The organism is Stieleria mannarensis (assembly GCF_014154935.1).
Taxonomy (GTDB): domain Bacteria; phylum Planctomycetota; class Planctomycetia; order Pirellulales; family Pirellulaceae; genus Stieleria; species Stieleria mannarensis.
Map to the genome: position 1 here is coordinate 69,470 of NZ_JACEHH010000029.1, position 16,001 is coordinate 85,470.

10 protein-coding genes are annotated in these 16,001 nt (G+C 60.5%); 1 reads left to right on the top strand and 9 read right to left on the bottom strand.

Annotated features, from left to right (window positions below; all coding sequences use genetic code 11):
* Nucleotides 1–65: 65 nt before the first annotated feature.
* From H1B37_RS19745 to H1B37_RS19775, 7 genes are all read right to left on the bottom strand, one after another.
* A complete protein-coding gene (locus H1B37_RS19745) occupies nucleotides 66–929 on the bottom strand; it encodes an SH3 domain-containing protein (protein WP_182868372.1) in 864 nt (287 codons plus the stop codon).
* The gene (locus H1B37_RS19750; protein ID WP_182868373.1) at nucleotides 926–2,782 is read right to left on the bottom strand and encodes a BatD family protein; all 1,857 of its coding nucleotides are present in this window, start codon (nucleotides 2,780–2,782) and stop codon (nucleotides 926–928) included. The genes H1B37_RS19745 and H1B37_RS19750 overlap by 4 nt, the downstream gene beginning before the upstream one ends.
* A gap of 107 nt (nucleotides 2,783–2,889) precedes the next feature.
* Nucleotides 2,890–6,615, bottom strand: coding sequence for a VWA domain-containing protein (locus H1B37_RS19755; protein ID WP_182868374.1), 3,726 nt, complete (start codon nucleotides 6,613–6,615; stop codon nucleotides 2,890–2,892).
* Nucleotides 6,616–6,620: 5 nt separating this feature from the next.
* The gene (locus H1B37_RS19760) at nucleotides 6,621–7,652 is read right to left on the bottom strand and encodes a vWA domain-containing protein (protein WP_182868375.1); all 1,032 of its coding nucleotides are present in this window, start codon (nucleotides 7,650–7,652) and stop codon (nucleotides 6,621–6,623) included.
* A complete protein-coding gene (locus tag H1B37_RS19765) occupies nucleotides 7,645–8,661 on the bottom strand; it encodes a DUF4381 family protein (protein WP_182868376.1) in 1,017 nt (338 codons plus the stop codon). The genes H1B37_RS19760 and H1B37_RS19765 overlap by 8 nt, the downstream gene beginning before the upstream one ends.
* Nucleotides 8,662–9,050: 389 nt before the next feature.
* Nucleotides 9,051–10,001 carry a DUF58 domain-containing protein gene (locus H1B37_RS19770; protein ID WP_182868377.1) on the bottom strand — a complete coding sequence of 317 codons (951 nt, stop codon included), beginning with the start codon at nucleotides 9,999–10,001 and terminating at the stop codon, nucleotides 9,051–9,053.
* 24 nt (nucleotides 10,002–10,025) lie between these two features.
* The gene (locus H1B37_RS19775) at nucleotides 10,026–11,012 is read right to left on the bottom strand and encodes an AAA family ATPase (RefSeq protein WP_182868378.1); all 987 of its coding nucleotides are present in this window, start codon (nucleotides 11,010–11,012) and stop codon (nucleotides 10,026–10,028) included.
* A 516-nt stretch (nucleotides 11,013–11,528) separates the two neighbouring features.
* On the opposite strand from H1B37_RS19775, the gene H1B37_RS19780 reads away from it, so the two are divergent.
* Nucleotides 11,529–12,596: an alpha/beta hydrolase gene (locus H1B37_RS19780; protein ID WP_182868379.1), complete on the top strand. Its 1,068-nt coding sequence runs from the start codon at nucleotides 11,529–11,531 to the stop codon at nucleotides 12,594–12,596.
* A 230-nt stretch (nucleotides 12,597–12,826) separates the two neighbouring features.
* On the opposite strand, the gene H1B37_RS19785 is transcribed toward H1B37_RS19780, so the two are convergent.
* Together H1B37_RS19785 and H1B37_RS19790 are read right to left on the bottom strand one after the other, a co-directional pair.
* Nucleotides 12,827–13,519, bottom strand: a complete 693-nt coding sequence (locus tag H1B37_RS19785) for a phospholipase D-like domain-containing protein (protein WP_182868380.1) — start codon at nucleotides 13,517–13,519, stop codon at nucleotides 12,827–12,829.
* 36 nt (nucleotides 13,520–13,555) lie between these two features.
* Entirely contained in the window at nucleotides 13,556–15,823 is a 2,268-nt protein-coding gene (locus H1B37_RS19790; RefSeq protein ID WP_182868381.1) for a sulfatase-like hydrolase/transferase, read from the bottom strand.
* Between the last annotated feature and the right edge of the window lie 178 nt (nucleotides 15,824–16,001).

Below are 16,001 nucleotides of genomic sequence, written 5' to 3' on the forward strand. Positions count from 1 at the left end.
GTACGACGTCCCTTCCGGGGCGTCGCAGCAGTCTGCCGGCGCGACGAACGGGCATCGCTGCGGGCTCAACCGTCTCTGCGGCCTTTCGCGGACGTTTCGACCGGTTCGATCGCCGAGGCGGGCAACCAGGCTTCACGTCCGTCGGACAGCCGGACTCGCACCCAATCATCGCGATCGTCAACGATGGCAACCTCCACACCGGCGGGGACCGGCTGCCGGAATTTGGGGGGCGCGTGGATCGAATCGGCCGAGCGTGCGGTCACCTCCGCTCGCATCACAACTGCATCACGCTGCTCGGCGCCACGACGGTCCATCCATGATTTTGCCAACACACCGATCCAGACCAACGCAAACACGACCGCCAAATTACGGACCACCGGCTTTTCGGTTCGCAGGTAAATAGCCGCCAGCGCCATCGTCACGAAGAACACAATGGCGGCGATTCCCAACCATTGGTCGGCTCTGATCGATCGCGTCCAATCGACGATCGAACCGAATGACAACGCATCTTCCTCTGGCGTTGGCACCCAGTCGGGCAGCAGTGTCCTGGCAAAGTCCAAGTTCTGTCGCGCCCGCCGGTGGTTGGGAGCGACGGTCAAGGCACGCCGATAGGCCAGGATTGCCGCGCCCAGATGTTCGGCCCCCAAGGCCGCGTTGCCCTGGTTCAGATACAAGTCCGGGCTGAACGATTGACGCGGGACACGAGACCGCTGACTTGCAATCGCCTGGGTGAACAAGGTTTCCGCACGAGCGAACCACTCAATCCGGCGATCTCGATTCGTTTCGTCCATCGCCGACTGGTAGGCCTGGATCGCCTGCTGCAACTCCGCGGCGGGATCAGGCGCGACCGCATCGGCAGCGACGAGGTTCAACACCGGGCCGAACCCCAACAACATCAACAGAATCATCATGGCCGACCGTCGAATCATGCCGCACCTGCCTTGGATTTCATCGCATCGACTGCCGCCAGGGCGCGATCGACCAGATCGGTTGAGATCGTTGCATCGGGTTTGTCGTCGGGCCGGTACGCGATCGCATCACACTCGGCGAGCAGAGTTTGGATGGCCGAGCGATCGGTGTTGGGGAATTCCAGCTGAACCACACGCAGCGCGTCGGCGATTTGTTTGGCCGCGTCCTTCTCGGGCAGCTTGCCGGCCGCGGCGATGCGGCCGCGTTGATTTCGCACGACGGCCGACGCCTGGCGAACCACCGGGTCGACCTGACGCCGCCGCCGGTCGAGCAGCGCGACGATCAGGCATACCGACCCCAAGGCGTAGTTGACGATTTGAAAGGACGGTTTGGCCAACAGGCTGGTCGATCCGGACAATAACCGTTGCGGATCTGGTTGAATCGCCAAGTCGGCGCCGCTGAGCGCAAAACTGCGGACACCGGTGCCCTTTGACGGTTCGCCCGTCGGGTTGGCAGAGGACGACGAGGAGGCACCGGGTGAAACGCCGGGCTGACTGCTGACGACCGCGTCGGCGCCGACGACTTGGGCCGGCATCACCCGCAATGCGATCGGCTTGGACCGCGTCGTCCGGTACTGTTCCTGTTCGGCATCGAACCACGAGTAGGCGATCGCGGGGATTTCGCTGATGCCTTCATCGAGCACACGGACCGAAACAAGGAATTGTTTGCCGTCTTGATCGTCTTGGATGACACCGGTCACGTCGCCTTCGGGCAACCGGAAGTGTTGTGGGTCCAAACCGCCGTCGGCCGACAGCGGCGGCAGTGTGGCACCCTGGATGTTTCCGTCGCCACGCAGATGCAACGTCAATCGAATCGGATCGCCCACACGGACGACGGTTCGATCGGCGCTGACGTCCAGCGAAAACCCGTTGCCGACGGCCCCAGAAAAACTCTCCGGACGACCTTCACGTGGGAACGGCTTGACCAGGAACGTCAACGGCTCGCCCGCCGCACGAAACAATTCGACCTTGGCCGGACGACGGCGGCCGCCGAAGGCTTCCTCCAATAGCGAACCCCCGAAGCCGAAACCACCGAGTTGTGATCGTCGACGATTGTCCCACTGGGTGACCAATTCGATCGTGGCGGTCATCGGCGGGATTTCGTAGGTTCCCGGACGATTGGGAATCAAGGTGCGCTGTGCCGTCACCACCGTGAATTCCTTTCCATCGACCATTTCACGCGCCGCCGTCGCGGCCAATGTCAGCGTGCCCGCGTCGGTCTGGATCGGTAATCGCGATCCGCTCCGTTGCGGCGGCGGGTCGGGCGCGAATTGAAATTCGTCCAGCATCGTTCCATCGATGTTCAGCTGATTGACATTGTCCGTGTCGCCAGCGAACCACCACTGAATTTTCAACGGCACACGTTGGTCAGGGTAGGCCGATTCGGGCAGTTGCAACTGAATCCGCATGTCGTCGGTCGTGGGGACTTCCGCAAACGTCATCTTGATCGCGTCGACACGTTCTTCGGTGCCACCCTGGGTGATCACAAACGGTCCGATTTCATACTCGCCGGGTTTGTTGGCCGTGACGCGGAACTGGATCGTGTGCGTCACTTGCTGGATGCGGCGAATCTGGCTGCCGGATTGAAACATGCGTTGAACGATCCGCGGACTGATCCCGGCCAACCGAACACGCACGTCCGGCGACGAAGACTCGGCCACGCACTGGGGTTCCGGATCGGCTTCCAGCCCATCGACGGTTAGCTGGACGATCGCGCTGACGCCGACGTAGTGCGGCGGTTCCTCGGTCGCGACCTGCACGGTCACCTCTTGAGCGACGGCGGGGACGGACAGTAGCAAAGCGACCAAGAACACCGTAGCTACCTTCGCCAGAAGGTGGGTCCCAGACGCATTCCACGCTCTGGCGAGCCTAGCTACGGTTGTGGCGACGTCACGGTCTTGCGGATGCGAACTCATTGTCATCACCAATCCTTTTCCACCGGTACCTGACGGGCGCGCTGACGTTCGTCTTTGTCTCGTCGTCGTTGTGCTTCGCGATCTCGCACGGCTTGCAAGATTCGCGAGGGATCCATTTGCGATTCTTGTTCTTCTTCTTGTTCTTCTTCTTGTTCCTGCGGTTGGTTCGCGCCGGACTGTTGCTGCTGCTGTTGTTGGTCTTGCTGTTGATCTTGTTGTTGATCGGGTGGGTTGTCCTGCGGCGGTTGCAGTTCCCGCAGCGCTTCGATCAGTTTTTCCAACGCCAAGTCCTGCGGCTCTCGCGCGGCGGCGATTTGCGGTTCTTCAGCAGCGAGCTGATCGGATGCATTGCCCATCTGGTCGGTCGACTCTTTGACCAATGCCGCAGCCTTTTTGGCACTTTCGGCGTTTTGTTGCATCATCTGATGTTGCTGCGGGTCGCTGGGGGCGGCTTGTTGATTGTCCCCGGACGCGGATTCGGATTGCTGTTTCAACACGTCGGCGATCTGCGCGGCGATTTCGGCGAGTTCATCTTGCCGCGAAGCGAGCTGGTCTGCGGCGGCCCGTTGCCGCTCGGCCTCTTCCTCCGATTCCAACTGCAACGCCGCCATCTGCTCGGTTTCGTCGTTGATACCGGCTTGCCGCTGGGCGGTTTCTTGCAAGTGTTCGATGATCGAAAAGAACAAACGCCGAAGTTCCTGGAGTGTTTCGACGGCAGCGTCCGCGTTGGTTTGGGAACGCGCCAACGGCGGCGGCGTGGTTGTTTCGTCGGCGGTTGTCGTGGAACCTTCTTCCGCGGCAACTCCGGACGCTTCCTCCGCCACTTCACCGCTCTCCGTCGGCGGCTCCGGTTCTGGGGCGTCGCCCTTCGCCGCCTCGGACTCGCTGTCGGCCGACCAATCGGGCAACTCGTCGACGACCGCTTGCATCTGCTCGCCCGCCCGCTCGGCCAATTGCTTGGCAAACGTCAATCGCTGCAATTCGGCCGGCGGCTGGTCGCTGTCCGTGTCCGTGTCCGTGTTTTCAGGCTGCGCGTCTTCTGCTGGGGCAGATTCAGCACGCTCGATCGCGGCGTCGATTTCTTCCCTCAACCGCTGCAGACGCTGCAGGTTTTGGGTTTGGCTTGTGGTGACGAAGTCGACGATTTGTTGCTGCAGTTCGCTTTCCGGCAGGGTGTCCGTCGGCGGTGGATCATCTTCGGTGGACGGTTCCGATTCCCCATTCCCGTCCACCGCCGCCAACGCGGCCGCGATCTCTTGTTGGCCGGCGTAGGCCAATTCGATCAACGTTCGCAGATCCGCAAACTGCTCTCTCGCCAGCTGCAACTCTTCAACCGCATGGACCTGTTCTTCGTTGGCGGTGCGGTACTCGGGCAACGCGATCTTTTCATCGGCCGACTTCATCGCTGCAGTGGCCGCACGCAGATGGGGCATCGCGCGGGTCAGCTTGTCGACGAACGCTTGTTGTTCGGGCGACAGTTCCGCTTGCTCACCTTCTTGGGCATTGTCGTCCGGGCCGGATAAGCCGGCCGCCAAGCGGTTGGTCAGTTCTTCGCTACGGGCGGTCAGGTCGGATTGACTGTCGGCAAGGAATTCTTGATCGATCCAGCGGGGGACGGGCGGCGCGTCGTCCTGCGGGCCAACGTTCTGCGGGTCAACATCCTGCGGGCCAACAATTTGGCTGTCCAATGCTTTCAGCGCCGTGTGCTGTGCCGTTTCGGCGATGTCTCGCGAAAGGCTGTCCAAGATTTCCAGCGGATCGCGAAGCTGATCGCGGGAACGTTTCAACTGGTTCAACCCCATCGCGGCACGACGAAACCCTCGAGCTGCTTGGCGACGTCGGAGTTGGCTGCGTGATTGCCCGATGCGTTGGCTGCTCTGGTTCAGATAATTCAACACGCCGGAGAGTTGTGCGATGCGAATGTTTTCCTCCGGCGATCGATCCGCTTCCGCTTTGGCCTCCAATGCGTCCAGTTCCCCCGCGGCCTGATCGACCACGTCTTGCAGATCGGACAGGGCGACGCGCTGATCAACAGCCAGTCGCTGGAATTGGGACCGATACTGGTCGGCGATGTTCGGATCGTCGCTTCGGGCGATCTGTTCGACCAGCCCACGCAGAGCGGCGATCGCTTGCCGCTGGCCGGTGATCAACGCGTCTAACCGCGTCGCAAGGTCTTGGTCATCTTGTTGGTTCAGCTGATCACGCAACTGTGTAATTCGCAGCAGGACGACTTCCAGATTGTGGCGGGCCTGGTCAGCGTCGCTGCGTAAACGAACGGCATCGCGGAACCATCCGGCGGCCCGTCGCAGATGCTCTAGTGCCTGTTCGGGTTCTGCTTGGATGCTGGCGTCGGCACGATTGACTTCGACCCAAGCGAGGTTGTACGTCGCTCGAAAACGAACCTCCCCGTCGCGTCCGGCTTCGCGGCGGGCCTGCTGGAGCAATCGTTCCGCTTCCTCCAAATCGCCGCTCAAGCGTTCCAGTCCGCGATTGTACGACTCGCGGGCATCGATCGGTTGATCGGGTTTTTGGGCGCCGACGTCGCGTTCGGTGGCGTCTACAGTCGTCGATGAAGCTTCCGTTGGGGTGGTCGTTGCTTGAGTGCTCTCAGGTTGCTGGGCCAGCGCCGCATGCTGTCCGACCAGCACGGTGATCAATAGCAACAGTGCGGTTTTGGTGCTCGTGCCCATCGGCGGTTGTTGCCACATCGAATCCACGTCTGCATTGCGACGGTTTCCCAAGACGACCGCGGAGATCAGAAAGATCAGTCCGGCAAGGATCAACCACTGGAACGCGTCCCTCCGGATCGCCCGCCCTTCGGTGGTCAGCTCACCACGGACCAGCGGCTTGATGTGCACGTCATAGATCGATTTCAGATCCAAGCTGCCCGTTCCCGCCGGGATATAAACGCCTTCGGTGGCCAAGGCGAGTTCGCGCAGTGTTTCGCCATCCAGGCGGCTGATGACGGGACGGTTATCGGCATCGAGCAGCGGTTGCTGCACGCCTGTACGGGGATCGGTGATGCGAATTTCGCTGCCCGCTTCATCGCCCAAACCGACCGCGACGACCTTGATGCCGCGCTCGATCGCGTCCTGGGCAACATCCAACGGGTGTGAATCGTGGTCTTCGCCGTCGGTGATCAGAAAGACCACTCGCGAGACATCACTTTCGGATCGAAAGCCGTCCAGGGCCTTGCGCAGCGGTTCCTCCAAACGCGTGCCGCCGCGTCCCACGCTGTTCGGGCCGGCGCCGTCCAGCACCAGTTTGAAGAACCCATAGTCGGGCGTCAGCGGACACAAGACACTGGCCCGACCGGCGAATCCGATCAACCCGACTTGATCGCCATCAAGAAAGGTCAGCAAGTCCGTGATGTCCGCCTTGGCCCGCTCCAGCCGATTCGGCGCGACGTCTTCGGCCAGCATCGACTTGCTGACATCCAAACAAAACATGATTTGCGCACCGACGCGGGGCGCTTTCACGTACGTCAATCCGAATTGCGGTCGCATCAGCGCGATGACAAAACACACCGCGGCGATCCCCAGCAGCAGCGTCACGATCGTTCGCCGGATCCATGACGATCGAGACACCAGACGCGGCTGCATGGCCGTCGACAGGAAACGCGACAACGCATCACCACGCCGCTGCTCCAGCCAGAGCAGCGCGACGACGGTCGCCAACACGCCCCACAGGGCCGTCGACCAACCTGGCGTTGCGAATCGAAAATCCGACATGGTGATTAGGGGAGTGTCCGGAACAAACTGGATTTGGAGGTTGCCGCCAGGCCGACCAACAGTAGCCCGGCGATCAGAAACGGTCGGTAGTGTTCGTCGTATTGCAGGTAGCGATACTCGGTCACTTTGGTGCGTTCCAAAGCATCGATTTCTGCGTAAACCTGACTCAGCGATTCACGGTCGGTGGCGCGGAAATAGCGGCCGCCGGTCGTTTCGGCAACCATTTTTAACGTGTCTTCGTCCAATTCGACATCGAAAAGACGCAACTCGGTGCGCCCGGTGAACGGATCGGCGACGGGAAAGGGGGCGCGCCCCTGGGTTCCGGCGCCGATGCAATAGACCTTCACGTCGCTGGCCGCGGCGACTTCTGCCGCCTGTTTGGGGTCGACGACGCCTGCGTTGTGAACCCCATCGGTCAACAGAATCGCGACCTTGGACTTGGCATCGCTGCGCCGCAGTCGTTCGACCGCCAGCGCCAAACCGTCGCCAATCGCGGTGCCGTCTTCTTCGCGGGTCGAAACGATTTCCAAATCGTCCACCATGGTCGTCAGGTTGCCGTGATCCAACGTCAACGGACACAAACTGTCGGCATACCCGGCAAACGCGATCAACCCGATCGCGTCATCGGGACGACCTTCACCGGCGGAGTCGCCTTCTCCCAGGACAAAGCTGCGAAAGACATCCTTGACCACACTCAAACGGTCGACGCTGTAATCGTCCTGGACCAGGTCACGCGCCTGCATCGACCCCGAACGGTCCAGCACCATCATGATCGCGATGCCTTCGCGGCTGACCTTGGTTTCCGCGTCGGGTGTCCGTGGGCCGGCCAACGCGACCGAAACCGACAACACCGCCAGCGCCATCAAAAGGGCCGGGGTCGCCGCCAGTCGGGCCCGCCACGATCGCGGTGCCCCCTGGACGATTGCGATCGATGAATAGCGGATCCGCGAGGGCGTGCGGCGGGCCAGCCAAAAAACGAACGGGGCCAGGATCACGAGCAACAGGAACGCGGGATCGCGGAATTCGATCTCACCCATGCGCAGCCTCCCCGATCTGGCGTTTCGATTCCGGTTTGACCGACACGTCGTCAGCTGAATCCGAGTCCGTCGCGTCATCGACCACCATCGGCGCATTCTCGCGCGTCTCCTTCAGGAACCGCTCGACGTGGTCGATCGCCCGCACGATCTCATCTCGCGAAGGTTGGGCACGGGCAAATTTCACCAAGTCGGCCTGGCGCAGAAACTCGCGTAACAAGCTTTGATGGTCGGCCGAAAAATCCGGTGACTGTCCGATCGATGACAGGAACTCTTCGGTCGTCAGTTCGGGCGCACGCATTTCGAAGCGGTCTTCGATATATTTGCGCAGGATGTACGACAGACCGACGTAGAACTCGTCGATTTGCGGCCCGGTGCTGCGTGGCGTTTGCAACAATTTTGACAGACGCGCGGTGGCGACGTCATAGGCCGATCGGCGTCGCTTGCGTCGACGCGCCGCCGCGAGGGCTCGGACCACAAACGGCAACGCCACGAGTGTGACGACTGCGATCGCTGCCACCCACGGCCAGCGTGACGGCGCCGGCGGCTCGACCGGGTCCAATCGTTGCATCGGCGGTTTCAGGTCGACTGCGGCACCTTTGGGCAAGACCGACGCGACCTCGAATGGAATTCGGTCGGTCAGCACCTCGTAGGCGTCCAACCCCTCGGGCGCCTGCCGCTGACCCGCGCGGCGATCGACATACTCGATCAGAATCGGCGGGATCACGTGTCGGCCCGACGAAGGCGGATCCAGCCGATAGGTTTGTTTGGCGATCGTGCGTCCGGCATCGTCGATGCTCTCACGCGGTGCGAAGTCGACGATGGAGAACCGATCCAAAGCGTCACCGAAATCGGGCATCAACACTTCGACATCCTTTTCCGCCGTCACTTCGATCGACAGCGTCACCGTGTCGCCGATGACCGGACGTTCGGGTTCCAGTGTGACATGAATCGAAACCGGACCGGATTGCCGTTGTTGGACGATCGACTGAGCCGCGGAGGATGATGTCAATAGAACGGAGCTGAGGAAAGCAAGTAGTGCAAACCCAAAACACCAGCCGCATTGCCGTCGGAGAATTTTGTCGGGACTTAACCCTCCCTGGCAGGGAGGGTCGAGCGCAGCGAGGGGAGGGTTGATTCGTCGTGGCTGCGTCAATCCGAGCCACAGGAAACCCTCCCCGCGTCGTCGCATACTCCTCCGCGACCCTCCCAGCGGGAGGGTGAGGGCGTAAACGCCTGATCGAGAAGAGGATAAAAAACGCACGACCTCTGGCAGGGAGGGGGAACTCAGGTCTTCATTTCGCGCATGAAGCCAGGGGTGAACGTGATGCGAGTGAAATTGGACCATGCGGTGAGAGGTCGAATCCTGAATCGCCGCACTGACGTCCCGCTTCATATAAATCATCGCATCCTCCGTTGACGCATCTGGAAAAATTTCACCAGCGGATCGACGACATCACCCTGGGCATCGATGTGAATGAAGTCGATTCCGGCGCGGCCGAAACTGCGACGCAGGTCGTCGACACGCTGTGCGGCCGTCGCGGCGACATGATCGCGAAACGCCGCCGATCCCGCGTCGCACTGGATCACGCGACCGGTTTCTGCGTCTTCCAAATTAACCAGTCCGACGCCGGGAAATTCCATTTCTTTAGGATCGGTCACCAAGACCGCGATCACGTCATGTTTGCGATTGGCGCTTTGCATCGCCTCCAGAAACCCGTCGCCCAGAAAATCGCTGATGACAAAGCAGATCGCTTTGCGGGTGGTCACCGACATCAGAAACTGCATCGCCCCGGCGATGTCGGTCGCCTGGCGTCCGCTACGCCACCAGTTGCGGCGGCGCCCGATCGGCAACCAGCGACGCCGCTTTCGCGTCGGGCGTGTTTCCACATTGCCGTGGGCCAGGACCTCGCGGATGACGCGCAACGAATGCCGTTGGCCTTTGCGCGCCGGGATGTATTGCTCGATTGCACCGTGAAACAGCGTCAGTCCGATTTTGTCATCGTTCAGTGTGGCCGAATACGCCAGCAGGGCACTCAGTTCCGCGGTCACGTCGCGTTTGCTGCGTTGGCCGGATCCGAAATCCTGGGACGCGGAAACGTCGGCCATCACCATCAATGTCAATTGTCGGTCTTCGACATAGCGTTTGACAAACGGTTGGCCGATCCTGGCGGTGACGTTCCAGTCGATCGTTCGGACGTCATCGCCGGGGATGTAGGGGCGGACTTCGTCGAACTCGATCCCACGGCCCTTGAACACCGAGACGTATTGTCCGGCCAGAACGTCGGCCACTTGGCGACCGGTTCGGACTTGGATCTCTCGGACTCTGCGTATGACTTCGCGAGGCAACATGGCTGGCGGCGTCGGTTTCCAGTTTTATGGAACGGGGACGTTGTCCAGAATGTGTCGAATCACGTCGTCGACCGACTTGCCTTCGGCTTCCGCTTCGTAGGTCAGCACGACGCGGTGTCGCAACACGTCGGGAGCCAACGATTTGATGTCGTGCGGGGTCACATAGCTGCGGCCTTCCAGAAACGCGTGCGCCTTGCCGGCTTGAAGCAGGTAGATCGACGCCCGCGGGCTGGCCCCCATTTCGATCATGTTTTCCAGTGACGCGATCGCCGCCCCGGCGGCGTCGCGGGTCGCCCGGACGACATCGATCGTGTAGTCGCGGACTTTGTCGTCGCACCAAATCTTCTCGACCACCGCACGGGCTTCCAAGATTTCTTCCGGCGACGTCACGGCCGAGATTTCCGGAATCGCTTTTCCGCCGGCCATGCGGTCGACGATCTTTCGTTCGTCTTCCCGCGAAGGGTAATCGATCCGGGCCTTCAACATGAACCGGTCGACCTGGGCCTCCGGCAACGGATAGGTTCCTTCCTGCTCGATCGGGTTTTGCGTCGCCATCACCAAAAACGGCTGTTCAAAACGGAAGGTTTCGGTGCCGATCGTGACCTGCCGTTCCTGCATCGCCTCCAACAACGCCGCCTGCACCTTGGCCGGGGCGCGGTTGATTTCGTCGGCCAAAATCAGGTTGGAAAAAATCGGCCCGCGTTTGACGCTGTAGGTCGCTTCTTTGGGATTGAAGACTTCGGTGCCGATCACATCCGCCGGCAGCATGTCTGGGGTAAACTGAATGCGCGAGAAATCGGTGCGGATCGCGCGAGCCAGACTGCTGACGGTCAGCGTTTTTGCCAGTCCCGGGACGCCTTCGAGCAACACGTGCCCTCCGGTCAATAACCCGATCAATAGACGCGAAACCATCGTTTCCTGCCCGACCAGCAATCGGGCCACTTCGTCCGTCAGCCGACTGCAGATTTCAGAATATTTGGCAATCTGTTCGTCTATTTGGGGTGCGTTCATGGTCTCCGCAATGAAATCAGTGCCTGTCAAATCGGCCGGAATCCTGACCGGTCGCCCTGCGAGCGGTATTACAGACGGAATTACGAAAAAGATCAATCTCCGGTTCGATGGCCGCCGCCCGAGGAAGATAAAAATGGAACGAGTGACAGAGTTGGGCCGCTGGAATCAACAGCTTCGGCAACATCGCTTCACAGAACGTCGCCTGCTTTCACCACCGCCTGCCGGTGGTGCTGAACGCTTTCTAAGAAATCGTGGCGTTCATCGAGCGTCCGCTCTCGGCAAGCCGGGTGGGGCAAAACAATGGTCTGTGTAGAAAGGCAGAATGATACGGGGCAGAATGATGTCGTGATCCGACGGTCGGCCGAGTGCCTCGCTCCCAACGCGTTTTTCCATCGTCTTACCCCCATCGTCTTGCCCCCATTGTTTTGCCCCCCCTCCCAACCCCCATCATTCTGCCCCGTATCATTCTGCCTCCCCTTTCCCCCTTCCAAACTTCGTAAAACAGCAACCAACCCCATGAACGACACAACAAACGCTCGCCCCACCTCCCTACCAACCCTGTTTTGGGTCCTGCTAACGCTGGCCATCTTCCCCGTCCCCGGAAACGCCGACGACTACCGCGAGACGCCGGGCACCGAGGGAAACGGTGACTACACGATCGGTCCCGACTACACCCTCGATCCCGACTTGACCGATCGCGGCAACCCCAAGGGCAAGCTGTTTGAGTTTTCGATGCCGCTGGCCGACAGCAAGATCTTTCGCGGCGACGACAAAACGCTGGACCCGAAGAAACCGGTGCGGACCGAACGGAAAATCTGGGTGTATGTTCCGGCGGCCTATCAAGACGGCACGCCGGCACCGATCCTGGTCACCCATGACGGCCCCAGCCGACTGGACTTGGTCCGCAACGCGCTCGATAACCTGACGATTTCCGACGCCCCCGACCGCCGCCTCCCCGCCTTCATCACCATCGCCGTGCAAAACGGCGGCAACGACAGTTACGGCAGCCAGCGAGGCCTGGAGTATGACACGATGTCCGACCGCTTGGCACGGTTCATCAACGACGAAGTCTTGCCGGCCGTGCTGGCGAACCCCGAGATCAAAGCGGCCTATCCGAACATCGCGTTTACAGACAACCCATGGGGCAAGGCCGTGATGGGATGCAGCAGCGGAGGTGCCGCGGCGCTGACCATGGGCTGGTTCCGCCCCGACCTGTTTCGCCGCCTGATCACCTACTCCGGCACCTTCGTCGACCAGCAAGACCATGACGCGGCCGAAGAAGCGACGTACCCGTTGGGCGCTTGGGAATACCACTCCGGAATGAAACTGATCGAGAACAGCGAAAAGAAACCGCTGCGGATCTTCACCCACGTCGCCGAAAACGACAATCGCGCCAACGATCCCGAAGACACCTATCACAACTGGGTGATGGCCAACCGACGCACCGCGGCGGCACTGAAAGCCAAAGGCTATGACTATCGTTTCGTCTTCAGCCGTGCCTCACGACACTGCGATCGCCGCGTATTCGAACACACCCTGGCCGATACGCTGGTCTGGATGTGGCGCGGCTACGAAGCGGAATGACGTTGGGGCGTGATGGATGGTAGATCGATGGGGGCAAAACGATAGAAGGCAGAATGATACGGGGCAGAATGATGGTGGAATGAATGATGGAAGGGCAAACCGTGTTAGTCGGTCTCATCCTTTCTTAAATTGTTTTGCCCCCATCGTTTTGCCCAACTCCCAACTCCCAACTCCCAACTCCCAACTCCCAACTCCCAACTCCCAACTCCCAACTCCCAACTCCCAACTCCCTACCCCCCCAACTCCTTCCAAAGCTTGTCAAACGCCACGCGAAACGACTTCAACAACCTCCTGTCCCCGGTGACGATAAAATTCTCCTCGTTATTCCGGGCCGCACTGCGGGTCCAGTTGTAGCTGCCGGTCAGCAATTGCGACCGGTCGAAGATCGCGAACTTGTGGTGCATGTGATACTCGGTGCGGTCGACACGCACCGGGACTCCCAAGCGAGCCAACTGGTCGATGTCAGAGCCCAGGTCGGTGGATTTGTCGTTGTCAGAAATGATTCGAATCGCCACGCCGCGCCGGTGCGCCGCAAGGATCGCGTCTTTGATCCGGTCATCGGTGATCGTGAAGACACAAACATCGACCGACTTACGTGATGACGTGAACAACCGGTTGATCTTGCCGACGCAGGCGTCATCGGGGCTGAAGAACGCTTCGGAGCGGAGTTCGTGATTGCCCGAATCCTCTCGCGGCACCAGCACCTTCAACACATTTTCCAGCCAGTCGATCAGCTCCGCATCGTTAGCTCCGCCCAGTTGTTCGCGGACCAATTTGAAGGCGACGTTGCGGGCATAGGCCAACTGCTGGTCGTCATCACCGATTTTTTCGATCACTTTTGCCAGCGCGCGTTTTTCACCGCGCGTCAATCGGTAATCGGCCAACGTGATTTTTAAAGCGTCTTCAATGGAACCATCGGACATGGTCGGTCAACTCCGGTGCTCGTTTGCGGGAATCGATCAATGGCAGTGCAGCGAGATCTGGTCGCTGGCATACTCGATCGTGAAGTGTGTTCCGTCGGAAGCGATGACTTCGTCGTCCGGGTTTGCGAACGCTCCGACAATTCGATTGGCCGCCATGAGTGTGTAGGTTTGTCCCGGAACCGGCTTGAAACCGTCGCCGGTTGCCACGACCAGTTCGCCCGCCAACGTTGCGGTTCCTTGGATCTCGACCGGCGTCCGGTCTTGCGACAGGTCGGCGACATGGAGTGCGCTGTGTTTCGACTGGTGATAGTCCTCACGGATGCTCAAGTGTGGACGATCCGTTCCGGACACCGCGACCGTGCCATCGTTGTAGAGCGTTCCGTCGACCGTTCCGGATCCGGTCAGCGTGCCGCCGGGGTGGACGTCGACCCAGCGAAGCGTCGACACCGTTGCCCCGTTGAGTTGCAACACACCGCCGGCTGCGAGACGGACTTCGTTTCGGCCGGTCAGCTTGACGTTTTCTCCCAGCACCAGGGATTGCGACGCATCCTTCGATTTGCCCCCGGCGATCTCCAGCCCCAAAAACTCGACGTCGGCATCGGCACGGGCCGTGTTGGGGCGATCGCCGTCGTTGTGCACATGAGCGATCCATGACAGTTGTGGTGCACCGTCGTCGGTCAGGTAAGTGGTTCCGGCGTTGGTGTAGCGGTAATCCGACCAGTTGGCCGCATCAGTTACGGACGCACCATTGGCTCCCGTCCAGTGGTGATAGGTGTGGGCAAACCCTTTCGGTTCGTCGACGCGTTCCCCCAACAGCAACGTTTGAAGTTCGCGTACCAGCTCGGGATGCTCGGCGGCGATGTCATCCGCTTCGGCGTGATCGGATTGAAGGTCGTACAGCTGGACGCCCTTTTTCGAGCGGACCAACTTCCAATTGCCGCGGATGATCGATTGCCCGTTGCCGGCTTCGTGGATGATAAAGTCTCGGGTTCGCTGTTGACCGTTACCGGTCAATGTCGGTGCCAACGAGACACCGTCGACCCCCAGTGGCGGTGCGACGCCGGCGAGTTCGCAAAAAGTCGGCAACAGATCCGTCACGTCGACGACGCGATCGACATCAGTGCCCGCTTTCAAGTCCGATTCTTTGTGGATCATCGCCGGCCAACGCATCAGCAGCGGGACGCGAATGCCGCCTTCCTGGATACTGCCCTTCGTACCGCGCAAGCCCCCGTTGGCATCCAGTTCGACAAGGTTTTTGCCACGCGGGCCGCCGTTGTCGCTTTGAAAGATCACCAGCGTGTTGTCGGCGATGGAGTCGGAGGGGTCGCCGTCGTGGTTCGGGTCTTCCAGTGCGGCCAAAATGTTGCCGAAATGGGCGTCGATCCGCGTGACCATCGCCGCCCATTGCCGCGTCTGATCGGCAAGGCCGGCGTAGTGCGGATCGTCGGCGTAGGCTTTGTCCCACTCGGGCAGTCGCTCGATTTCACCGAACGGGGCGTGGGGAATCTGCACAGCCAACAAGCCAAAGAACGGCTGGCCGGTTTGGTTAAAGGTTTGTCCTTGGTGGCGGACAAAGTCCAACGCGGCGAAAGAATAGCAATCGTCGCAATAGGCCGTCTTGGGATAGTCGGCATGGTTTTGCAACGCCGGCGTCGGGGGATAGTCCGCAGGACGCTGGTAGCGGCCCATCGAGTTGGGGATCAATTCGATGCCACCGATCGCGTCGTCGGCGGCGGGCGCACTCCACAACGTCGGCTGAAAGAACGTGTGGGCGCGAACGTGGTGAAGTTCGGCCAGGACGTGTTTGTAACCGTGCGAGGTCGGCAGAGTTTGCACGTTGTCGATCACCGGATTGGCTTGGTCCTTGGAGCCACCGTATCCCCATTTGCCCCAATACCCGGTCACATAGCCGGCCGCCGACAGTGCGTCCCCCATCAAGATCTCGTCGGCCCGCATCGCCTTTTTGGCGTTGTCGGGGTCGTTACGATCGGCAAACGTGTGGCCTTGGTGAAAACCCGACTGCTGCGAGGAGCGTGCCGGCGAACAGACGTGGCATCCATAGCCGCGGGTGAAGTTCAGTCCCTCGGCCGCCAATCGGTCCAGATTCGGCGTGCGAACCGAAGACAGATTTTTGGCACGGCGCGCGGCTTGTCCATTAGGACCGATCGATCCCCAGCCCATGTCATCGACGTAGAAGTACAGGATGTTCGGACGCGGCGCATCCGCCCTCGCGCGCGTCGCGGCATGGCCGAACCACAGACATGAAATCACGGTCAACGCAAGGCGGGGAGAGCAGCGTTTCATAGGTAGTTTTTTGATGTCAGTGTTCGACTTCGTTTTATTCCGCAATTGGCACTCGACCACGATTGTAAATCATACCGTGGGGACGATGGTTATACTGTGAAAGGGCTGCCGGCACGCCGGCAGCCAAGGCGACATTCTTGCGATCAATTCCGAGGTCGGTATGAAGATCACAATGCTG

Bases quoted from the DNA above. Each gene is read 5' to 3' on its own strand.
- H1B37_RS19745 (WP_182868372.1), bottom strand. From the start codon at position 929: ATGATTCGACGGTCGGCCATGATGATTCTGTTGATGTTGTTGGGGTTC.
- H1B37_RS19755 (WP_182868374.1), bottom strand. From the start codon at position 6,615: ATGTCGGATTTTCGATTCGCAACGCCAGGTTGGTCGACGGCCCTGTGG.
- H1B37_RS19760 (WP_182868375.1), bottom strand. From the start codon at position 7,652: ATGGGTGAGATCGAATTCCGCGATCCCGCGTTCCTGTTGCTCGTGATC.
- H1B37_RS19770 (WP_182868377.1), bottom strand. From the start codon at position 10,001: ATGTTGCCTCGCGAAGTCATACGCAGAGTCCGAGAGATCCAAGTCCGA.
- H1B37_RS19775 (WP_182868378.1), bottom strand. From the start codon at position 11,012: ATGAACGCACCCCAAATAGACGAACAGATTGCCAAATATTCTGAAATC.
- H1B37_RS19780 (WP_182868379.1), top strand. From the start codon at position 11,529: ATGAACGACACAACAAACGCTCGCCCCACCTCCCTACCAACCCTGTTT.
- H1B37_RS19785 (WP_182868380.1), bottom strand. From the start codon at position 13,519: ATGTCCGATGGTTCCATTGAAGACGCTTTAAAAATCACGTTGGCCGAT.
- H1B37_RS19790 (WP_182868381.1), bottom strand. From the start codon at position 15,823: ATGAAACGCTGCTCTCCCCGCCTTGCGTTGACCGTGATTTCATGTCTG.